Annotated in this window: 20 protein-coding genes; 4 read left to right on the top strand and 16 right to left on the bottom strand. The window is 72.2% G+C overall.

Annotated features, from left to right (window positions below; translation table 11 throughout):
* The first annotated feature begins 12 nt into the window (after window positions 1-12).
* The gene (locus tag Sdi02f_RS07000) at window positions 13-1,347 is read left to right on the top strand and encodes an NAD-dependent succinate-semialdehyde dehydrogenase (protein WP_108932951.1); all 1,335 of its coding nucleotides are present in this window, start codon (window positions 13-15) and stop codon (window positions 1,345-1,347) included.
* Here the strand turns inward: Sdi02f_RS07000 and Sdi02f_RS06995 are convergent.
* From Sdi02f_RS06995 to Sdi02f_RS06965, 7 genes are all read right to left on the bottom strand, one after another.
* Entirely contained in the window at window positions 1,340-2,140 is an 801-nt protein-coding gene (locus Sdi02f_RS06995) for a nitroreductase/quinone reductase family protein (RefSeq protein ID WP_053639113.1), read from the bottom strand. The genes Sdi02f_RS07000 and Sdi02f_RS06995 overlap by 8 nt on opposite strands.
* 275 nt (window positions 2,141-2,415) lie before the next feature.
* Window positions 2,416-2,649, bottom strand: a complete 234-nt coding sequence (locus Sdi02f_RS06990; protein ID WP_053664576.1) for a hypothetical protein — start codon at window positions 2,647-2,649, stop codon at window positions 2,416-2,418.
* Window positions 2,650-2,823: 174 nt separating this feature from the next.
* Window positions 2,824-4,521, bottom strand: a complete 1,698-nt coding sequence (locus Sdi02f_RS06985) for a bifunctional uroporphyrinogen-III C-methyltransferase/uroporphyrinogen-III synthase (protein ID WP_030401584.1) — start codon at window positions 4,519-4,521, stop codon at window positions 2,824-2,826.
* Window positions 4,518-5,477: a hydroxymethylbilane synthase gene (gene hemC, locus Sdi02f_RS06980; RefSeq protein ID WP_030401583.1), complete on the bottom strand. Its 960-nt coding sequence runs from the start codon at window positions 5,475-5,477 to the stop codon at window positions 4,518-4,520. The genes Sdi02f_RS06985 and hemC overlap by 4 nt, the downstream gene beginning before the upstream one ends.
* Entirely contained in the window at window positions 5,474-7,180 is a 1,707-nt protein-coding gene (locus tag Sdi02f_RS06975) for a glutamyl-tRNA reductase (protein ID WP_031086839.1), read from the bottom strand. The genes hemC and Sdi02f_RS06975 overlap by 4 nt, the downstream gene beginning before the upstream one ends.
* Window positions 7,177-7,944, bottom strand: a complete 768-nt coding sequence (locus Sdi02f_RS06970) for a redox-sensing transcriptional repressor Rex (RefSeq protein ID WP_030401581.1) — start codon at window positions 7,942-7,944, stop codon at window positions 7,177-7,179. Before Sdi02f_RS06970 ends, Sdi02f_RS06975 begins: the two co-directional genes overlap by 4 nt.
* 274 nt (window positions 7,945-8,218) lie before the next feature.
* Window positions 8,219-8,521, bottom strand: a complete 303-nt coding sequence (locus Sdi02f_RS06965; protein WP_030401580.1) for a glutaredoxin family protein — start codon at window positions 8,519-8,521, stop codon at window positions 8,219-8,221.
* Window positions 8,522-8,650: 129 nt separating this feature from the next.
* Between Sdi02f_RS06965 and Sdi02f_RS06960 the strand changes: the two genes are divergently transcribed.
* The 3 genes from Sdi02f_RS06960 (at window position 8,651) to Sdi02f_RS06950 (ending at window position 12,191) form a co-directional block, all read left to right on the top strand.
* Complete coding sequence (locus Sdi02f_RS06960; protein WP_167458138.1) at window positions 8,651-9,601, top strand: HAD family hydrolase; 951 nt, start codon at window positions 8,651-8,653, stop codon at window positions 9,599-9,601.
* Between the two features lie 322 nt (window positions 9,602-9,923).
* Window positions 9,924-10,709 carry an ECF subfamily RNA polymerase sigma factor, BldN family gene (locus tag Sdi02f_RS06955; RefSeq protein ID WP_030401578.1) on the top strand — a complete coding sequence of 262 codons (786 nt, stop codon included), beginning with the start codon at window positions 9,924-9,926 and terminating at the stop codon, window positions 10,707-10,709.
* A 234-nt stretch (window positions 10,710-10,943) separates the two neighbouring features.
* Window positions 10,944-12,191, top strand: a complete 1,248-nt coding sequence (locus tag Sdi02f_RS06950) for a DUF5667 domain-containing protein (protein ID WP_055467547.1) — start codon at window positions 10,944-10,946, stop codon at window positions 12,189-12,191.
* Between the two features lie 47 nt (window positions 12,192-12,238).
* Here Sdi02f_RS06950 and Sdi02f_RS06945 read toward each other — a convergent pair whose 3' ends face one another.
* The 9 genes from Sdi02f_RS06945 to Sdi02f_RS06905 form a co-directional block, all read right to left on the bottom strand.
* A complete protein-coding gene (locus Sdi02f_RS06945) occupies window positions 12,239-13,312 on the bottom strand; it encodes a lysophospholipid acyltransferase family protein (protein WP_108932949.1) in 1,074 nt (357 codons plus the stop codon).
* Between the two features lie 14 nt (window positions 13,313-13,326).
* Window positions 13,327-14,388, bottom strand: coding sequence for an NAD-dependent epimerase/dehydratase family protein (locus tag Sdi02f_RS06940; RefSeq protein ID WP_030401575.1), 1,062 nt, complete (start codon window positions 14,386-14,388; stop codon window positions 13,327-13,329).
* Between the two features lie 186 nt (window positions 14,389-14,574).
* Entirely contained in the window at window positions 14,575-14,673 is a 99-nt protein-coding gene (locus Sdi02f_RS06935) for a 30S ribosomal protein bS22 (protein WP_003948845.1), read from the bottom strand.
* Window positions 14,674-14,782: 109 nt separating this feature from the next.
* Window positions 14,783-14,995, bottom strand: a complete 213-nt coding sequence (locus Sdi02f_RS06930) for a helix-turn-helix domain-containing protein (protein WP_158716725.1) — start codon at window positions 14,993-14,995, stop codon at window positions 14,783-14,785.
* A gap of 129 nt (window positions 14,996-15,124) precedes the next feature.
* Complete coding sequence (locus Sdi02f_RS06925; protein WP_031185209.1) at window positions 15,125-15,940, bottom strand: phosphatase; 816 nt, start codon at window positions 15,938-15,940, stop codon at window positions 15,125-15,127.
* Between the two features lie 96 nt (window positions 15,941-16,036).
* Complete coding sequence (locus tag Sdi02f_RS06920) at window positions 16,037-17,209, bottom strand: acetoin utilization protein AcuC (RefSeq protein WP_108932948.1); 1,173 nt, start codon at window positions 17,207-17,209, stop codon at window positions 16,037-16,039.
* Window positions 17,160-18,404, bottom strand: coding sequence for an MFS transporter (locus Sdi02f_RS06915; RefSeq protein WP_108932947.1), 1,245 nt, complete (start codon window positions 18,402-18,404; stop codon window positions 17,160-17,162). Before Sdi02f_RS06915 ends, Sdi02f_RS06920 begins: the two co-directional genes overlap by 50 nt.
* Before the next feature lie 23 nt (window positions 18,405-18,427).
* On the bottom strand, window positions 18,428-19,153 hold the full coding sequence (locus Sdi02f_RS06910) for a VC0807 family protein (RefSeq protein ID WP_031086850.1): 726 nt from the start codon (window positions 19,151-19,153) through the stop codon (window positions 18,428-18,430).
* 77 nt (window positions 19,154-19,230) lie between these two features.
* Complete coding sequence (locus Sdi02f_RS06905) at window positions 19,231-19,878, bottom strand: HAD family hydrolase (RefSeq protein WP_031086852.1); 648 nt, start codon at window positions 19,876-19,878, stop codon at window positions 19,231-19,233.
* Window positions 19,879-19,921: the final 43 nt, after the last annotated feature.

Genomic DNA, 19,921 nt, shown 5'->3' with positions numbered 1-19,921 from the left:
CCCGGAGACCCGATGTACGCCGTAACCGACCCCACCACCGGCGAAGTCACCGAGACCTGCCCCACCGCCTCCGACGCGGACGTCGCCGCCGCCGTGACCGCCGCCCACGAGGCCGCCGCCTGGGGGCGCACGAGCACGGTGGCCGAACGCGCCGCGCTGCTGCGCCGCCTGGGCGACCTGCACACCGAGCACCGCGACCGGCTGGCCGCGAGCATCGTCCGCGAGATGGGCAAACCCCTGGCGGAGGCCGAGGGCGAGGTCGGCTTCTGCGCCGACATCTACCACTACTACGCCGACCACGCCGCGGAGTTCCTCGCCGACGAGCCGCTGCCCGTCACCTCGGGTCCCGGCAGCGCCGTCGTCCGGCGCGCCCCCGTCGGCGTGCTGCTCGGCATCATGCCGTGGAACTTTCCGGCCTACCAGGTCGCCCGCTTCGCCGCCCCCAACCTGGCCCTGGGCAACACGGTCGTGCTCAAGCACGCGCCCCAGTGCCCCGCCACCGCCGCCCTGCTGGAGCGGCTCTTCGCCCAGGCGGGCTTCCCGGCCGGCGCCTACGTCAACGTGTACGCCACCAACGATCAGGTCGCGACGGTCATCGCCGATCCGCGCGTGCGGGGCGTCTCGCTCACCGGCTCGGAGCGGGCCGGTGCCGCCGTCGCCGAGATCGCCGGACGGCACCTGAAGAAGGTCGTCCTGGAACTCGGCGGCTCGGACCCCTTCCTCCTGCTCTCCACCGACGACCTGGACGCGGTCGTCGAGGCGGCCGTCGCCGCCCGCCTCGACAACACGGGCCAGGCGTGCAACGCGGCCAAGCGGTTCATCGTCGTCGAGGAGTGGTACGAGGCGTTCACCGAGCGGTTCACCGCCCGCCTCCTCGCGGGTGCGACGGGGGCGCCGCTGTCGTCCGTCGCCGCCGCCGAGCACCTGGCCCGCCAGGTCGACGAGGCCGTCGCCCAGGGCGCCACCCTGCACAGCGAGGGCGAACGGCACGGGGCGTACTTCCCGCCCGGCGTCCTCACCGGCCTGACCACCGAGCACACCGCCGCCCGCCAGGAACTGTTCGGCCCGGTGGCGACGGTCTTCCCGGCGGCCGACGAGGACGACGCCGTACGCATCGCCAACGACACCCCCTACGGCCTCGGCTCCTACGTCTTCACCACCGACCCCGCCCAGGCCGACCGCGTCGCCGACCGCATCGAGGCCGGCATGGTCTTCGTCAACGGCGTCGGCGCGGAGGGCGCGGAACTCCCCTTCGGCGGCATCAAGCGCTCCGGCTTCGGCCGTGAACTGGGCCGCGCGGGCATCGAGGAGTTCGTCAACAAGAAGCTCATCCGCACGATCAGGTGACCCGCGGCGCGGCCGGCGGCCACGGCACGTCGGCCAGCAGGGGCAGCAGAACCTCCTCCTCGTAGTCGAGATGTGCGTTCAACTCGGTGGACATGGCGGCCAGTTCCTGCCGGAAACGTTCCGGCTCGGTGACGGTGACCCGCACCAGCAGGGCGGCCAGCTCCCCCTGGATGCGGGCGACGGTGCGGTGTTCGCCGGCGAGCCGGTCGAAGACGCCGCCCAGGTGCGGATGGTGACGGGCGATGCCGGGGAACAGATGCCCGTCCTCGCTCGCGTGATGGAACTCCAGCGCCTGGCAGAACGCCAGGCACCGCTGCCGGATCTGCAGCCCGAGCCCGGGCGCCGCGCCGGCCGCCGCCCCCGGGGACGCGAAGTACGCCTCGGGCTCGGCCCGCTCCAGCACCACGACCGGCAGCAGCCGGCTGGTGCGGGCCTGGTAGTCCCCGTAGCCGGGCGCCACCCGCACGGCGTGCGCGAACAGTTGCTCGCGCCGCTCCCCTTCGGCGGGCACCGCGAGCGCCTCGAAGTCGGCGGTGCCCACCTCCACGCGGACGACGGGACGGGCGAGCAGGTTGTGGTACCAGCCGGGATGCCGCGGGCCACCGAGGTTGGACCCGACGACGAGCAGGGCCCCCTCGTGACGGACGTAACCGAGCGGCACGGTCCGCGAGATGCCCGACCGGGCACCGGTGGTGGTCAGCAGAAGCAGGTCACCGCCTGCGAAGGGGCCACCGACCTTGCCTTCGTTGGCGCGGAACTCGTCGATGACGGACTGATGGAACGACGTGGGCATGAAGTTCTGTGTCTCCAGGACGGCAGGCCGCGGCGACGGCACGTGCCGCGGCCTGCGGAGGAATGAGGGACGAGCACGAGAGGGACGCGCGGAAGCGCTGCGTCGGGAATCCCGGGATCAGGGCGCGGAGCAGGAACGCATCACGTACCCCTTGGAGGAAGGGCGCTCGCCCGATCGCCGGCCGGCCCACTGCTCTTTGACCGGCGCCACGCGGCACCACCCTCATTACACGCACCGACCCGCAGGACTGTCAACGCGCTCGTCCCACGCCCCGGTCAGTGCACCCAGAGCTCGTACCAGTCGTGCCCGTTCTGCTGCCCCGTGTACTTGCACATGTACAGCGGCCCCCACAGGACCGCCCCGGCCTGCCCGGCGCGGTCGCACTCGGCCGCGGTCGTGTAGTACCCGGCGATGCGCCACGTACTGGCCTCCGCCGCGGTGGCGCTGGACAGTGGCAGGGCGATGGCCGCGGCAACGGCGGCAGCGGCCAGGGCGATACGTCGCTTCATGTGCCAACTCCGTTTGTCCATGGACATCCTGACAAAACGCCGGATGTCAGGGGAGGTGGTGCGATGTCGCTCGCATCCTAGACCGCCCCGCACCGACAGGTCCAGACCAATGCACGGGGAGTCGGAGGGAGAACGACGACGGGGCGCCCCCTACCGGGAGCGCCCCCTCTCGCCTCAGGTCGAAGACCGCCGTCTCCGCGACCCCGGCCGCCGTTCGCTCGGCCGCGTCACCGGGTCCCCCGCCTCCAGCGCCGCCGCCCGGCGCCGCAGGCCGAAGTCGGCCAGGGCCTCCGCCAGTTTGTGGACGGACGGTTCGGGGGCCATGACGTCGACGCGCAGGCCGTGCTCCTCGGCCGTCTTGGCCGTCGCCGGGCCGATGCACGCGATCACCGTGACGTTGTGCGGCTTGCCCGCGATGCCCACCAGGTTGCGGACCGTGGACGACGACGTGAAGAGCACCGCGTCGAAGCCGCCGCCCTTGATGGCCTCCCGGGTCGTGGCGGGGGGCGGCGAGGCGCGCACCGTGCGGTAGGCCGTGACGTCGTCGACCTCCCAGCCCAGCTCGATCAGACCGGCGACCAGGGTCTCCGTGGCGATGTCGGCACGGGGCAGGAACACCCGGTCGATGGGATCGAAAACAGGGTCGTACGGCGGCCAGTCCTCCAGCAGGCCCGCCGCCGACTGCTCACCGCTCGGCACCAGGTCCGGCTTCACGCCGAAGGCGATGAGGGCGTTGGCCGTCTGCTCGCCGACCGCCGCGACCTTGATGCCCGCGAAGGCACGGGCGTCCAGCCCGTACTCCTCGAACTTCTCGCGGACCGCCTTCACCGCGTTGACCGACGTGAACGCGATCCACTCGTAGCGGCCCGTGACCAGGCCCTTGACCGCCCGCTCCATCTGCTGCGGGGTGCGCGGCGGCTCCACCGCGATGGTCGGGACCTCGTGCGGGACCGCGCCGTAGGACCTCAGCTGGTCGGAGAGCGACGCCGCCTGCTCCTTGGTGCGCGGCACGAGGACCTTCCAGCCGAACAGCGGCTTGGACTCGAACCACGAGAGCTGGTCACGCCGGGCGGATGCGCTGCGCTCGCCGACCACGGCTATCACCGGGCGGCCGCCGTCCGGGGACGGCAGCACCTTCGCCTGCTTCAGGGTCTGCGCGACCGTGCCGAGCGTCGCGGACCAGGTGCGCTGCCTGGTCGTCGTACCGGCGATCGTCACCGTCAGCGGGGTGTCCGGCTTGCGGCCCGCCGACACCAGCTCGCCGGCCGCCGCGGCCACCGAGTCCAGCGTCGTCGACACGACCACCGTGCCGTCGGAGGCGCCCACCTCGGTCCAGCACCGGTCCGACGCCGTACGGGCGTCCACGAACCGCACGTCCGCGCCCTCCGCGTCCCGCAGCGGCACACCGGCGTACGCGGGCACGCCGACGGCGTTCGCGATGCCGGGGACGACCTCGAAGGGCACCCCGGCCGCGGCGCAGGCCAGCATCTCCTCGGCGGCGTACGTGTCGAGCCCGGGGTCACCGGTGACCGCACGCACGACCCGCCTGCCGCCCCGCGCGGCCTCCATGACAAGATGTGCGGCATCCCGCACAGCGGGGGCGCCCAGGGTCGTTGACGCACCGTCAACAACCGTGAGCTGGGGCGCGCCTGTGCCCGGATCCGACGGATCGGCGTCCGTGTGCACCTCCGACACGCCCTGCCTCGCGTGCGTACGCACGACGTCGAGCACCTCGTGCTCGGCGACGAGGACGTCCGCGTGGGCCAGCGCCTCCACGGCGCGCAGAGTCAGCAGTCCCGGATCTCCGGGTCCGGCACCCAGGAAGGTGACGTGCCCGTGTTCCGGACCGGCGGGAAAGGTGGTGGGGCTCACTGTGCTCGCTCCCCCATCAGACCGGCCGCGCCCTGGGCGAGCATCTCGGTGGCCATGTCGCGACCGAGTGCCATCGCCGCCTCGTGCGTCTCGGGCACGGGACCGGTGGTGGACAACTGCACCAGCGTCGAGCCGTCGGTCGTGCCGACGACGCCGCGCAGGCGCATTTCCTTGACAGTCTGCCCGTCGGCCAGAAGGTCGGCCAGCGCGCCCACGGGGGCGCTGCAGCCGGCCTCCAGGGCGGCGAGCAGTGACCGCTCGGCCGTCACGGCGGCCCGCGTGAACGGGTCGTCGAGCTCGGCGAGCGCGGCGACCAACTCCGCGTTGTCCGCGGGGCATTCGATCGCCAGTGCCCCCTGGCCGGGGGCCGGCAGAACCGTGTCGACCGACAGGAAGTCGGTCACCTCGTCGATGCGTCCCACCCGGTTCAGGCCGGCGGCGGCCAGCACGACCGCGTCCAGCTCGCCGCTGCGGACGTATCCGATGCGCGTGTCGACGTTGCCCCGGATCGGGACCGTCTCGATCTCCATGCCGTGGGTGCGGGCGTACGCGTTCAGCTGCGCCATGCGGCGCGGCGCACCCGTGCCGACGCGCGCCCCGCGCGGGAGGTCGGTCAGCTTGCGCGCGTCCCGGGCGACGACCACGTCCCGCGGGTCCTCGCGCACCGGGATCGCGGCCACGACCAGGCCCTCGTGCTGCGCGGTGGGGAGGTCCTTGAGCGAGTGAACCGCGAAGTCCACCTCTCCCCGCAGCAGCGCCTCGCGCAGCGCGGCGACGAACACGCCCGTGCCGCCGATCTGCGCCAGGTGCTCGCGCGACGTGTCCCCGTACGTGGTGATCTCGACCAGCTCAACGGGCCGACCGGTCACCTGGCTCACGGCGTCCGCCACCTGCCCGGACTGGGCCATGGCGAGCTTGCTCCGCCTGGTGCCCAGCCTCAGTGCCTTCTCAGTCATGCCGGCCCTCGGTTCTTCTCAGTGGTGCTGTTCTCGGCGCGGGAGACGGAGGCCACCGTCTCCTGGTCGAGGTCGAACAGGGTGCGCAGCGCGTCCGCGTACCCGGCGCCACCGGGTTCGGCGGCGAGCTGCTTGACCCGTACCGTCGGCGCGTGCAGCAGCTTGTCGACCACACGCTTGACGGTCTGGGTGATCTCGGCGCGGTGCTTGTCGTCGAGCCCCGGCAGGCGCCCCTCCAGCCGCGCGATCTCGCCGGCCACGACCTCGGCGGCCATGCTGCGCAGCGCGACCACGGTGGGCGTGATCCGCGCGGCGCGCTGGGCGGCGCCGAAGGCGGCGACCTCGTCGGCGACGATCCGGCGGACCATGTCGACGTCGGCGGCCATCGGGGCGTCGGCGGAGGCGTCGGCGAGCGACTCGATGTCCACCAGGCGCACCCCGGCCAGCCGGTGCGCGGCGGCGTCGACGTCGCGCGGCATCGCCAGGTCGAGGAGGAAGAGCACCGGCGCGGGGCGCGGCGTCTCGGCGACGGGCTCCGGGCGGCGGCGCTCGGGGATGCGGCCGACGCGGGTCGCCGTCGCGGCGAGCGCGCCGATCAGCTCGGCCTCCGCCTCCGGTCCCGGCCGGCCCGTCTCGCGCGGCCGGTCCACCGCCGTGCCGCCCGCGGCCCAGGCCCCGTGCTGCTCCAGCGTCGCCGCGTCCATGCCGGCCACGGCGGCCTCGCCCAGGACGGAGAAGCCGGAGGGCACGGAGGACAGGTCCAGCGGGCAGTTCTCGTCGCCGCCGGCCACCGGCAGTGGCGTTTCCGCACCCCGCCGATCCTCCGGTACGGCGACGGCGGCGGCCTCGACGGGCGCGCCGGTGCGCCCCTGCACCGCCGCGGCCACGGCGTCGGCCGTGAGGACCAGCCCGGTCGCACCCGTGCAGGAGACGGCCACGTCGGCACGTGTCAGCTCGACCGGCACCGCGTCCATCGGTACCGCGCGGGCCAGCACGTCCGTGTCGTCGCCCTCGGTCAGGATCCGTGCGAGGCGCTCGGCGCGCTCGAAGGTGCGGTTGGCGACCACGATCTCGGCGACCCCGGACCGCGCCAGCGTCGCGGCGGCCAGCGAGGACATCGAACCGGCGCCGATGACCAGGGCCTTCTTGCCCCGGGCCCACCCCTGGACGTCGGCCCCGGCGGACAACTGCTCCAGGCCGAAGGTGACCAGGGACTGTCCTGCGCGGTCGATCCCCGTCTCGGAGTGGGCGCGCTTGCCGACCCGCAGCGCCTGCTGGAACAGGTCGTTCAGGAGCCGCCCCGCGGTGTGCAGGTCCTGGGCGCGGGCGAGGGAGTCCTTTATCTGGCCGAGGATCTGCCCCTCGCCGACCACCATCGAGTCCAGCCCGCACGCCACCGAGAACAGGTGGTGCACGGCCCGGTCCTCGTAGTGCACGTAGAGGTGGGGAGTGAGCTCCTCCAGGCCGACCCCGCTGTGCTGGGCGAGCAGTGTGGACAGCTCGGCGACACCGGCGTGGAACTTGTCCACGTCGGCGTACAGCTCGATGCGGTTGCAGGTGGCCAGCACCGCGGCCTCGGCGGCCGGTTCGGCGGCGACCGTGTCCTGGAGCAGCTTGAGCTGCGCGTCCGCGTTCAGGGACGCGCGCTCCAGCACGCTGACGGGGGCGCTGCGGTGGCTCAGCCCGACGACGAGGAGGCTCATGCCGGCATCACGGCGGGTACGTCCCCGTCGGGTCCCTGGTCGGTGGAGGGCTGCTGCTTGCGGGCGGCGACGGGCGGCACCACGGTGTCGGCCGCGGCCTCCTCGCCCGCCTTGCGCTGCTCGTGGAAGGCGAGGATCTGCAGCTCGATGGAGAGGTCGACCTTGCGCACGTCGACGCCCTCGGGGACGTTCAGCACGGTCGGCGCGAAGTTGAGGATGGAGGTGACGCCGGCGGCCACGAGACGGTCGCAGACCTGCTGGGCGGCACCGGCGGGGGTCGCGATCACACCGATGGAGACACCGTCGTCCTGGATGATCTTCTCCAGCTCGTCGGTGTGCTGCACCGGGATGCCGGCGACGGGCTTTCCGGCCATTGCCGGATCGGCGTCGATGAGCGCGGCGACCCGGAAACCGCGGGAGGCGAACCCGCCGTAGTTGGCGAGCGCGGCACCGAGGTTGCCGATTCCTACGATCACAACCGGCCAGTCCTGGGTGAGGCCGAGTTCGCGCGAGATCTGGTACACGAGATACTCGACGTCGTAACCGACACCACGCGTCCCGTAGGAGCCGAGGTAGGAGAAGTCCTTGCGCAGCTTCGCGGAGTTGACTCCCGCGGCGGCGGCCAGCTCCTCGGAGGAGACCGTGGGCACCGAGCGCTCGGAGAGCGCGGTCAGCGCGCGGAGGTACAGCGGAAGCCTGGCGACGGTGGCCTCGGGAATCCCTCGGCTGCGGGTCGCCGGTCGGTGTGTTCGGCCAGTTGCCACGGTGCTCCTGCGGGTAGAGCGGGGCTGTAGGCGGTCATACGTCCCTACATGACCGCCCCGTCGAATGCAGGCTATGTCTTTGTGAACGCGTGCACAAAGATGGTGTCCGATTTGCCCGGCCAACGTGACCGGGGTCACGCGCCCCCGGCGCCCGGAACGGGAACCGGCGCACAGACACCTTCGTCCCTCACTCATCGGGGGCAAAGCCGCACACGCTCCTCACGATCAACGCCCCCGAGACCTGGTCACCATCGATCCTAAGCGACCATACGGACTACTTGTACTGATCGGTCAGTGCCTTGCGCAGCCGTTCCTCGTTCACACGCCAGAAGGTGTGCTGCCGTCCGTCGACCAGCACGACCGGAATCTGCTCCCAGTACTGGTCATGGAGTTGGCGGTCCTCGGTGATGTCCTTCCCCTCCCAGGGGACGCCGAGTTCGGCACAGACCTTCTCGACGACGAGCTGTGCGTCATCACACAGATGACAGCCGGGTTTGCGGATGAGGGTGACGAGATGGTTCTCGGAGTGCTCAGAGGTCTGGGGCCGCGCGGGCTGGCGGCGGAACAGGGGACTCATGCCGGCCATTCTCGCGCGCCCCGGCGCCCCCTCGGCCGGAGGCGGTCGCACGGCACGGTCGCCCGGAGTTCACGGCCCGCAAACCTCTCGGCTCCGGAACACCCGAACACACTGGCTATGCTCACGGGCATGGCCGCTCTTCGATGGCTCACTCCCCGTAGGCGCTCCGCCACGGCGCGGAGCGTGTTGGCAGGCGAGGCCTCGGCGGAGGCGGCGCGCAAGTCCGCGGAGGCCGCCGAGACCGCAGAGACCGCAGAGACCGCTCAGGAAGCGGACTCCGGCGCGGAGCCGGAGTTCCCGGTGCACGGCGACGACCGGGCCGCCGCCTTCTTCGACCTCGACAACACCGTCATGCAGGGCGCCGCGATCTTCCACTTCGGCCGCGGCCTGTACAAGCGGAAGTTCTTCGAGACCCGCGACCTCGCCCGCTTCGCCTGGCAGCAGGCGTGGTTCCGGCTGGCCGGGTTCGAGGACCCGGAGCACATGCAGGACGCCCGCGACTCCGCGCTCTCGATCGTCAAGGGCCACCGCGTCTCCGAGCTGAAGTCGATCGGCGAGGAGATCTACGACGAGTACATGGCCGAGCGGATCTGGCCCGGCACCCGCGCCCTCGCCCAGGCCCACCTGGACGCCGGGCAGAAGGTCTGGCTGGTCACGGCCGCCCCGGTGGAGATCGCCCAGGTGATCGCCCGCCGCCTGGGCCTGACCGGTGCGCTCGGCACGGTGGCCGAGTCGGTCGGCGGCGTCTACACCGGCCGGCTGGTCGGCGAACCGCTGCACGGCCCCGCGAAGGCCGAGGCGGTGCGCGCGCTGGCGGCGGCGGAGAGCCTGGACCTGTCCCGCTGCGCCGCCTACAGCGACTCCCACAACGACATCCCGATGCTGTCGCTGGTCGGACACCCGTACGCGATCAACCCGGACTCCAAGCTGCGCAAGCACGCCCGCGAGCTGGAGTGGCGACTGCGCGACTACCGCACCGGCCGCAAGGCGGCCAAGGTCGGCATCCCCGCGGCCGCGGGCGTCGGCGCGGTGGCGGGCGGCACGGCGGCGGCCATCGCCCTGCACCGGCGCCGCCGTTGACCGGGAGCCGCCGGCACCGGCCCAATCGGGATGACGTACCCCCGGCGCGGGCCCGCCAGTCCCCTTAACCCACATCGGCCACAACACGCTCTGTAGCCACCAGGAATCCGAACCGTTCCGGTCGCCAAGTGATCAATTTGGCGCACCTGATCGGGCGTCAATCGGGCACGGAAGCGACGTAATCGATGATTTGAGCAACTGGGCGTAGCAGCACCTGTACGAAGCGTTATTCTCCTCAGACGCATTCCGGTGCCCCACCTTCGCTACGACGGGTGAATGGTTCCGTACTGCACGTGATGGAAGCTCTGCCTCTGGGAGTCCCGTGTACCCACACGTCGGGGTTGACGCCTCGGGCCTGGCTACGCTGCGCGCAACGGTCAAATCAGCCCAAGACCTGTTGCGCGGCTTCGTCCCCACCGCGTATGCCGTCCCCGCCCTCGCCGCGGCCGCCGTGCCCGCCGGCCCGTGCTACGCACTGGCCGAAGGAAGCGCCGCCGTCGGCAGACGCGCGCGCTCCTCCGGAGCCGCCACCACCCACCGCCGCCCCGCCGCGGACAGCGACAGCGCCCGCATGATGGACCTGGTCGAGCGGGCCCAGGCCGGCGAGGCCGACGCCTTCGGCCGGCTCTACGACCAGTACAGCGACACCGTGTACCGGTACATCTACTACCGCGTGGGCGGCAAGGCCACCGCCGAGGACCTCACCAGCGAGACCTTTCTGCGGGCCCTCAGGCGCATCGGCACCTTCACCTGGCAGGGACGCGACTTCGGCGCCTGGCTCGTGACCATCGCCCGCAACCTGGTCGCCGACCACTTCAAGTCCAGCCGCTTCCGCCTCGAGGTCACCACCGGCGAGATGCTCGACGCCAACGAGGTCGAGCGCTCCCCCGAGGACTCCGTCCTCGAGTCCCTCTCCAACGCCGCCCTGCTGGAGGCCGTACGCCGGCTCAACCCGCAGCAGCAGGAGTGCGTGACCCTGCGCTTCCTCCAGGGCCTCTCGGTCGCCGAGACCGCCCGTGTCATGGGCAAGAACGAGGGTGCCATCAAGACGCTCCAGTACCGGGCCGTGCGCACCCTCGCCCGGCTGCTCCCGGACGACGCCCGCTGAGGCGTTCACTTCCCGCATTCCCCAAGTCACCTTCGGTGAGGGTCTGTTGAGTCCGCGGTCCGATCATCCGCCGTCCGTAACCCAAGTGCCGCGCCGCTCGTTGTGCGGGATGCAGGCTCCCTGTGGTCACTCCCTGGCCGACTTCGATCACCCGATCGGAGGATTTCGATCAGGGCGTGCAACCCTCAGGACCCCCTGGGGAGTCGACCGTGATGACGAGAGGAGGTGCCGCCAGTGATCGCGAACGTATCGGCACACCGGCGGGCGAACGCCTTCGCCCAGGCTCTGGAGGAGCAGTCCGATCCCGGGGCGGCGGCCGAGCAGTCCGGAGGACCGGCACCCGCCGGGGCCACCGCGGAACCGACCGAGCAGGGGCGTCTGACGACCCTCGCCCGCGGTCTGGAGTCGCTGCCCCGGCCCGAGCTGGATCCCGAGGTCAAGGTCGTCCAGCGGGCCCAGCTCGTGGCCGCCTTCGAGGCCATGCTGCAGGAGGGCACCGCGAGCGGCGGGGCGGCGGACGCGTCGGTACCGGAGCAGCGCCGGGCGCGCGGCACCCACCGCGCGGCCCCGCTGAGCAGGTTCCGGCCCCGTTCGCGGCTGGCCAAGGGCCTCACCGCCGGCGGACTGAGCGTGAGCGTGGCCGCGGGAGCCTTCGGCGGAGTCGCCGCCGCCAGTTCCGACGCCCTGCCCGGAGACTCGCTTTACGGCCTCAAGCGCGGCATAGAGGACTTCCGCCTCGGCCTCGCCGACGGCAACGACGAGCGGGGCCGGGCCTATCTGAACCTCGCCTCCACCCGGCTGAGCGAGGCACGCCGGCTGATGGAGCGCGACCGCGGCGGATCCCTCGACCACGAGTCGCTCGGCGAGATCCGGCGCGCCCTGTCCGGCATGCGTCACGACGCCTCCGAGGGCCACCGCCTGCTCAGCGCGGCCTACGCCCACGACCCCGACTCGCTGGCTCCCATGCAGGCCCTCTCGGCCTTCTCCCAGTCCCACCGGGAGACCTGGGGAGCCCTGCGCGACCGGCTGCCCCTGCAGCTCGGGGACGTCAGTGAGCAGGTGTCGTCGGTGTTCGACGCCATAGACGACGACGTGGCTCCGCTGGAGTCCATGCTGCCGCCGTCGCCAGAGCGGGATCAGGACGGCGGCGCCGGTGGCCGGCCGGGCCGTTCCGGCTCGACGACCACCGACACCCCCGGCTCCGGTCACTCCTCGGCGCCCCGCACCGGTGACGAGGGCACGTCCGAGCGCGGTCGCTCCCACTCCGACCGGCCCAGCGAGTCCGCCGACTCCGGCGCGGAGAACGACGGGCTGCTCGGCGGCGGCACCGGCGGCCTGCTCGACCCGCCCAAGGACGACAGCGGCACGGCCTCCCCGCCCACGGGCGGCAACACCCCGCCCGCCAAGCCGGACGTCACCCTCCCGCCCCTCCTCCCGGGCCTCCTGCCCGGCCTGGGCATCGAGGCGGAGGACGCGGACTGAGCACGACGGGGCGCCCACCCGGTTCCGGGGGGCGCCCCGTCGCCGTCTCAGAAGAACACCGACCGCCGCTGCACCAGCAACTTGTAGAGCGTGTGCTGGATCTGCTCCCGTACCTGGTCGGTCAGGTTGAACATCAGCACCGGATCCTCGGCCGCCTCCGGTGCGTAGCCGTCCGTCGGGATCGGCTCGCCGAACTGGATCGTCCACTTCGTCGGCAGGGGCACCGCCCCCAGCGGTCCCAGCCACGGGAAGGTCGGCGTGAGGGGGAAGTACGGGAAGCCCAGCAGCCGCGCCAGGGTCTTGGAGTTGCCGATCATCGGGTAGATCTCCTCCGCCCCGACGATCGAGCACGGCACGATCGGCGCCCGCTGCCGCAGCGCCGTGGACACGAACCCGCCCCGCCCGAACCGCTGGAGCTTGTAGCGCTCCCCGAAGGGCTTCCCGATGCCCTTGAAGCCCTCCGGCATCACGCCGACCAGCTCGCCCTGGGCGAGCAGCCGCTCGGCGTCCTCGGCGCAGGCCAGCGTGTGCCCGAGCTTGCGGGCCAGCTCGTTGACGACGGGCAGCACGAACACCAGGTCCGCCGCCAGCAGCCGCAGGTGCCGGTCGGCCGGATGGTGGTCGTGCACGGCGACCTGCATCATCAGTCCGTCCAGCGGCAGGGTCCCGGAGTGGTTGGCGACGATCAGCGCACCGCCCTCGGCGGGGATGTTCTCCACGCCCTTCACCTCGACCCGGAAGTACTTCTCGTACACCGGGCGCAGCAGGGACATCAGCACCTGGTCGGTCAGCTCGGCGTCGTAGCCGAAGTCGTCGACCTCGTAGTCCCCGGTGAGCCGGCGGCGCAGGAAGGACAGTCCGGCCGCGACGCGCCGCTCCAGGCCGCCGTCTCCGGCCCCGTCTCCGTCTCCGTCGTCCCCGGCCGCCGTCTGCGGTCCGGGCGCCGCGGGCGGCGTCACGGGGTCCTCCTCGCGGTCGTCCTCGCGGTCGTCCTCGGACGCGGCGGCTCCCCGCAGGGGCAGCGGCTGCACCTCGCCCGCCGGCGCGGACTCCGCCTTCGTCCTGCGCCGGTTCCCCCGCGACCGGTCGTCGTCGAACGGAATGACCTTGGCGTCCGCCATCGTTGCTGCGCTCCTCAGTTGGCGCTCTGCGTCGGGAGGTGGCCGCTGCCCCGCAGGGACAGCTCCGCGATCCGGTCGACGGCCCCCGCGAGGGCCTCGGGCGGCAGCAGCCCGGCGTCCCGGCCGCGCGCGAAGTCCGCGAACGCACCGGCCGTCGAGTACGTCGGCGTGAAGCCCAGGGTCTCGCGCATCTGCGTGGTGTCCACCACCCGGCCGTGGGTGAGCAGCCGGATCTGCTCGGGGGAGAAGTCCGTCATCCCCAGCGTACGCACGAGCGAACCGGCCCAGGTGACCGCGGGCAGCAGCAGCGGCACCGTGGGGCGGCCGAGCCGCCGTGAGCACTGGGAGAGCAGCAGCACACCGTCCCCGGCGATGTTGAACGTCCCGCTGTTCAGCGTGCCCCGCCGCGGCTCGTGCGCGCAGACCCGCAGCACCTCGATCACGTCGTCCTCGTGCACGAACTGCAGCCGGGGGTCGTAGCCGAACACCGTGGGCAGCACCGGCAGTGCGAAGTACGAGGCCAGCGGCGTGTCCGCGGCCGGACCGAGGATGTTGGCGAACCGCAGCACGGTCACCGACACGTCCGGCCGCCGGCGCGCGAAGCCCCGCACGTACCCCTCGACCTCGACCGCGTCCTTGGCGAAGCCGCCGCTGGGCAGGGACTTGGGCGCGGTGGTCTCGGTGCACACCGCCGGATCGCGCGGCGCGGACCCGTAGACGTTCGTACTGGACTTCACCACCAGCCGCCGCACCGTCGGCGACTTCTGGCAGGCGCCGAGCAGCTGCATCGTGCCGATGACGTTGGTCTCCTTCACCGACGTGCGGCTGCCGCTGCCCAGCGGTGTCCCCGTCACGTCCAGGTGGACGACCGTGTCCGCCCGCGTCTCGGCGAGCACCCGCCCGATGGCCGACTGCCTGATGTCCGCCTGGACGAAGTCCGCACCGCCCAGATGGTGCTCGGGCGCGACGGCGTCCACCCCGACGACCCGCTCCACGTCGGGATCACGCTGGACGCGCCGGACGAACCGGCCGCCCAGGTGACGGGCCACTCCGGTCACGAGCACGACCTTGCCCAAGATCAGCGCCTTCCTTCCGCCTGCTCCAGCCCTGCCCCCGTCCCTGCTGGGGCCAACTTAGCCGGTAGGTGTTGCGCGGTGATGACCGACGGACACGGCGGATGACGGAAAACGGCCGCGAAACGACCGTGGCCCCCCACCGGATGCGGTGGGGGGCCACGGACCACGCCGACGGCGCAGCGTCGCCTACTTCTTGTTGCGACGCTGAACGCGCGTGCGCTTCAGCAGCTTGCGGTGCTTCTTCTTGGCCATCCGCTTGCGCCGCTTCTTGATAACAGAGCCCACGACTACCCTCGCTCACTTCTCATCACTCGGTTGGTGAGCGCCATGGGCCCACACGACCTACGAGGGGCCAGCCTACCGGTCCGAGCGCCGAGGTCGTAATCGAGGGCCGTCAGGCCGTTTCCACCCCCACGTAACTCTCGCGGAGGTACTCGTGAACCGCTTGCTCCGGGACGCGGAACGACCGTCCCACCCGGATCGCGGGCAGATGACCGCTGTGCACCAGCCGGTACACGGTCATCTTGGACACGCGCATCACCGCGGCGACCTCCGCCACGGTAAGGAACTGAACCTCGTTCAGAGGCCTTTCGCCATCTGCAGCCATGACACACCTGAACCTTCCGCACTCGACGGCCACCGGCTTCCCCTTCCGGTGACTCTTCGTCGCTGCGTGCTCACTCCCCAATGTAGGGGCGGGTGATGCGAGTGGGGAAGAGGTGCACCCATCACTTCCCTACCGTGACAGACACGCCCGATTGAGTACGTAGCGGGTAAGCGGTCGGTAGTACTCGGGTCGCACGGCGTCATCCAGGGGGACGGCGACGGACACGGACCCCTCGGCCTCCCCGACGAAGAGCGCGGGATCGTCCGTATCGGCCGGCCCGATGGCCTCGAACCCCAGCTGACCTGCCCCGCAGGCCCACCCGTGGTCCCCGATCACCAACTCGGGCAGCGGCCCGCCACCCTCGGCCGCGGCCGCCAGCGCGGTACGAACCGGCAGCGGCGAGTGCGTGTGCGCGCCCGGCTCACCACCGGCGCGCCCGGCGCCGGGCTCCCGCACCAACGCGACGCCGCGGACGTAGCCGAGGCGGTACGTGCGTAGACCGAACCGGGTCGTTATGTCGACAGAGCGACCCTGCGCCGGGGTGAGGACGGCACATCCCGCCGCCGACAGCGCCTCGGCCAAGGCGACGTAGAAACCGAGCAGCCGGTGCGGGTGCCCGGTGCCGAGCAGCACCGGAGCACGCCGCTCGGCGACCGCCGCGAGCCGGGCGGCGAAAGCGTCCAGGGCCGCGAGGGTCCGGTCGGGATCGATCACGTCCTGGCCGGTGGTGTCGCGCGGATCGGCCGAAACCCCACACCTGCGGGCCATCAGCGCGAGCAGCTCCCGCTGCCCCCACTCCCGCTCCGGATCGATCCCGATCAGCACCCGGGGATCCCGCGCGGCGAACAGCCGGTAGCTCCGCAGACTCACCTCCCGGGAGGTCGCCACCGCCCCGGCCAGCCGCACATCAAGAAGATGAGCCCGAAGAGCTCCACGGGTCAGCACACGACCGATGCTGACGGATCCGCCACGCGGCCACCCCGGAAACCGCGGGAACTACGCACGGTCGGCGTAACACCCCACACCGCCCCGGGAGACCCCCTACGGCAACAGCCCCCGCAACGGAAACACCGCCCGCCGAGCCGCCCGCACCGCCTGATCCAACCGGTCCGCGGGGTCGTACCCCGCCTCCCACGAGGCCCACGACACCGGCCACCGCCCGTCAGTCATCCGCATCGGCCCCAACTGCCGGGTCCGCGCGTACACCTCCTGCCGCCACCCCTGCGGGATCACCGTCTCCGGCTCCACCGGCCGCCCCGCCGCGATCCCCACCAGGTGTGACCACGACCGCGGCACCACGTCCACCACGGCGTAACCGCCGCCGCCCAGCGCCACCCACCGGCCCCCGGCGTACTCGTGCGCGAACGCGTGACACGCCACCTGCACCGCCCGCTGCGCGTCCAGCGACACCGCCAGGTGCGCCAGCGGATCCTCGAAGTGCGTGTCGGCCCCGTGCTGCGTCACCAGCACCTGCGGCCGGAACTCCGCCAGGACCTCCGGCACCACCGCGTGGAACGCCCGCAGCCACCCCGCGTCCCCGGTCCCCGCCGGCAGGGCGACGTTCACCGCCGACCCCTCGGCGCAGTCCGCGCCCGTCTCCTGCGGCCAGCCGGTCTGCGGGAACAGCGTCCGCGGATGCTCGTGCAGCGACACCGTCAGGACCCGCGGGTCCTCCCAGAACGCGGCCTGCACCCCGTCCCCGTGGTGCACGTCGACGTCCACGTACGCGACCCGCTCGGCCCCCAGTTCCAGCAGCCGCGCGATCGCCAGCGCCGCGTCGTTGTACACGCAGAACCCGGACGCCGCGCCCGGCATCGCGTGGTGCAGCCCGCCCGCGAAGTTCACCGCGTGCAGCGCGTCCCCGCGCCACACCGCCTCCGCCGCGCCCACCGACTGCCCGGCGATCAGCGCGGACACCTCGTGCATCCCCGCGAAGGCGGGATCGTCGACCGTCCCGAGCCCGTACGACCCGTCGGCCGCGCCCGGATCCGCCGACGCCGCCTTCACCGCGTCGATGTAGTCCTCGCGGTGGACGAGCCGCAGGGTCGACTCCCCGGCCGGCCGCGCCGCCACGACCTCCACCTCCCGGTCGAGGCCGAGGGCACCGACCAGGCTGCGCGTCAGGGCGAGCCGGACCGGATCCATCGGGTGCTCGGGCCCGAAGTCATAGCCCGTTACTGCCTCGTCCCACATCAGCTGTGCGCGGCCGCTCATGCCCGCCACCGTATCGGTCCCCCCGGTCCCCGAACGACCTGGCGTAGACGACCGTCACCAGCACCAACACCATCGGCACCAGCATCGCCCCCCGGTAGCTCCAGGCGTCCCCCAGCGCACCCACCAACGGCGAACCGACCAGGAAACCGACGTAGTTGAACACGTTGAGCCGCGCCACCGCCGCGTCGGAGGCGCCCGGACGGCCGTCCCGCTCCGCCGCCAGCCGCCCCGCCGCCGCGAACGTCTGCGGCACCAGCACACACAGCCCGAACCCCAGCAGCGTGAACCCGAGCATGCCCGCCCAGGGCCCCGGAGCCGACGCCACCACGGCGAACCCGCCCGCCGCGACCACGGCGCCGCCCCGCACCACCGTCACGGCCCCGAGCCGCCGCACCCCGAAGTCCCCGACGGCCCGCCCCACCAGCGTGGTCACCATGTACACGTTGTACGGCACCGTGGCGAGCTGCTCCGAACTCCCCAGCACGTCCTGCAAGTACTTCGCGCTCCAGTTGGAGACCGTCGAGTCCCCGATGTACGCGAACGTCATCACCAGGCACAGCGGCAACAGCACCTTGAAGCCGATTCCCGCACCGGCCCCGCCCGCCCCCTTGTCCGCGGGGTCCGCGGCACCACCGCCGTCCCCGTCGACGTACCACCGGCTCCCCACCAGCGCCGCCGGCAGCAGGAGGACGACCACCGGCAGGTACGACACCCACAGCGCCAGCTCCCAGTGCGCCCCCACCCACGCCAGCGAGGCCCCCAGGATCCCGCCGAGGCTGTACGTCGCGTGGAACCCGAGCATGATGCTGCGCCCGTACGCCCGTTGCAGGCTCACCCCGAGCATGTTCATCGACGCGTCCAGCGCCCCCACGGACAGCCCGAAGACGCCCAGCGCGACCGCCAGGACCGCCACCCGGTCCCCCGCTCCGACGCCGAGCAGCGCCAGGAGCACCACCGGCTGGGACCAGCGCAGCAGCCGGCTCGGCCGTACCCGCCGCACCAGGCGCTCGCTCGCCACGCTCCCGACCCCGGCCAGCACCGGCACGGCGGCGAGGAAGACGGGCAGCAGCGCGTCGGAGACGCCGTACCGGTCCTGGATGGCCGGGATACGCGTCACCAGCAGCGCGAAGGCGACGCCCTGGGCGAAGAAACCGAACGCGAGCGAGGCCCTGCCGCGCCGCAGCACATCAGTCATGGCGGCGAGCGTAGGGCCCCGGCCTACCGGTGGGTAGATCCAGCCAAAGATGAATTCTGCTCAGGTTCCTGGGCCCCGACGACGACCGTGCCGCTCTCGGGAGCACGGTCCGAGGCCACGGCGGCCCCGATCATGTGGACCATGGGCCCCGCCCCCAGCGCACCGCTGACCGCGAACGCGCACACCATCGTCACGATCATGACGACCGTCCCGAGCCAGACCATCGTGTCCACCGGGAACGTGTAGACCCCCACGACCCGCAGCGCGCACTCGGCGACGAAGGCCGCCCCCCACACCGCCGAGAACCGCAGCTCCGCCCGCCGGAACGCCGGCGACTCCGCCCTCAGCCGCGCCCAGGCGGCCTCCCGGCCACCGTCCCCCTTCACCAGCCACGGCTTCAGCGTCGCCGTCATCATGGGCCGCCCGGCCACCACCGAACCCAGCAGTGCGAACCCGACCAGGCTCCCGACCGCGCTGTCCTTGACCAGCATCAGCCGGGCGTCACCCGTACCGACGCCCAGCAGCAGGCCGACCAGGTTGGCGAGCAGGATGAGCAAGGGAAGCGCGTTCACCTCCCGCTGCCGCCACACCCCCCACCCGGTCCGCACCACGGGCACGACGCTGCTCCAGCCGAGCGCCGCGACCGCGCTCATCCCGAACCCGCCCTTCAGCAGGTAGTACGACCCGAGGGGCACTCCCACGTCCAGGAGCAGCGACACGAAGGCACGAGACTTACGAGGCTTGGTCATGCACTCAGCTTCGCCGCCGGACGGGGTCCCGCAGTAGGAACAACCGTCCAGAGCCGCGCATGACAAATGTCAGGGTGTCAGCCGCGCAGCAGGTCGGCCAACTCCCCCATGCCCGCGAAGAGTCGGGTGGCCCCGGCGAGCCTCTCGGCCGGCGTCATCGCGGTGAAGCCGTACACGTCCATCCCGGCGGCGACGGCGGCCTGGACGCCGAGCGGACTGTCCTCGACCACGGCACACCGCTCGGGTGCCACACCCATCCGTGCGGCCGCGTGCAGGAACAGGTCCGGCGCCGGCTTGCCCCGCCCCACGTCCTGGGAACTGAAGATCCGCCCGTCGTCGAACCACCGGTCGAGCCCCGTCCTCCGGTGCCCCACCCGAATCCGCTCGTGGCTCCCGGAGGACGCCACGCAGTACGCCATCTCGTCCCCGGCGAGCTTCTCCAGCACACCCACGACGCCGGGAACGGGCTCCAGCTCCCGCTCGAAGGCCGCGAACACCCGCTGGTGGAAGACCTCGTCGAAGTCGTCCGGCAGCCGCCGCCCGGTCCGCTCCAGCACGAGATCGTGCACGCGGTGCATGGCGCCCCCCATGTAGTCCCGCAAGGAGTCCTCGTACGACGTCGGGTGCCCCAGCTCGGTGAGAAAACCGGCGAGCAATCGATTGGAAATCGGCTCACTGTCGACGAGAACACCGTCGTTGTCGAAGACAACCAGGTCGTAGCGCATACACCGACCCTAAACGCAAAAAGACCCCGCACCGTTCCCGGTG

The organism is Streptomyces ardesiacus (genome assembly GCF_003112575.1).
Classification (GTDB): Bacteria; Actinomycetota; Actinomycetes; order Streptomycetales; family Streptomycetaceae; genus Streptomyces; species Streptomyces ardesiacus.
Note: the sequence above shows the minus strand (reverse complement) of the source record. Positions and strands in the feature narration are given on the sequence as shown.

What these genes read in the sequence shown, in the direction of transcription:
- Sdi02f_RS06905 (WP_031086852.1), bottom strand. Translation starts at nt 19,878, where the DNA reads ATGCGCTACGACCTGGTTGTCTTCGACAACGACGGTGTTCTCGTCGAC.
- Sdi02f_RS06915 (WP_108932947.1), bottom strand. Translation starts at nt 18,404, where the DNA reads ATGACTGATGTGCTGCGGCGCGGCAGGGCCTCGCTCGCGTTCGGTTTC.
- Sdi02f_RS07000 (WP_108932951.1), top strand. Translation starts at nt 13, where the DNA reads ATGTACGCCGTAACCGACCCCACCACCGGCGAAGTCACCGAGACCTGC.
- Sdi02f_RS06930 (WP_158716725.1), bottom strand. Translation starts at nt 14,995, where the DNA reads ATGGCTGCAGATGGCGAAAGGCCTCTGAACGAGGTTCAGTTCCTTACC.
- hemC (WP_030401583.1), bottom strand. Translation starts at nt 5,477, where the DNA reads ATGACTGAGAAGGCACTGAGGCTGGGCACCAGGCGGAGCAAGCTCGCC.
- Sdi02f_RS06965 (WP_030401580.1), bottom strand. Translation starts at nt 8,521, where the DNA reads ATGAGTCCCCTGTTCCGCCGCCAGCCCGCGCGGCCCCAGACCTCTGAG.
- Sdi02f_RS06975 (WP_031086839.1), bottom strand. Translation starts at nt 7,180, where the DNA reads ATGAGCCTCCTCGTCGTCGGGCTGAGCCACCGCAGCGCCCCCGTCAGC.
- Sdi02f_RS06960 (WP_167458138.1), top strand. Translation starts at nt 8,651, where the DNA reads ATGGCCGCTCTTCGATGGCTCACTCCCCGTAGGCGCTCCGCCACGGCG.
- Sdi02f_RS06995 (WP_053639113.1), bottom strand. Translation starts at nt 2,140, where the DNA reads ATGCCCACGTCGTTCCATCAGTCCGTCATCGACGAGTTCCGCGCCAAC.
- Sdi02f_RS06990 (WP_053664576.1), bottom strand. Translation starts at nt 2,649, where the DNA reads ATGAAGCGACGTATCGCCCTGGCCGCTGCCGCCGTTGCCGCGGCCATC.
- Sdi02f_RS06945 (WP_108932949.1), bottom strand. Translation starts at nt 13,312, where the DNA reads ATGGCGGACGCCAAGGTCATTCCGTTCGACGACGACCGGTCGCGGGGG.
- Sdi02f_RS06910 (WP_031086850.1), bottom strand. Translation starts at nt 19,153, where the DNA reads ATGACCAAGCCTCGTAAGTCTCGTGCCTTCGTGTCGCTGCTCCTGGAC.
- Sdi02f_RS06920 (WP_108932948.1), bottom strand. Translation starts at nt 17,209, where the DNA reads ATGAGCGGCCGCGCACAGCTGATGTGGGACGAGGCAGTAACGGGCTAT.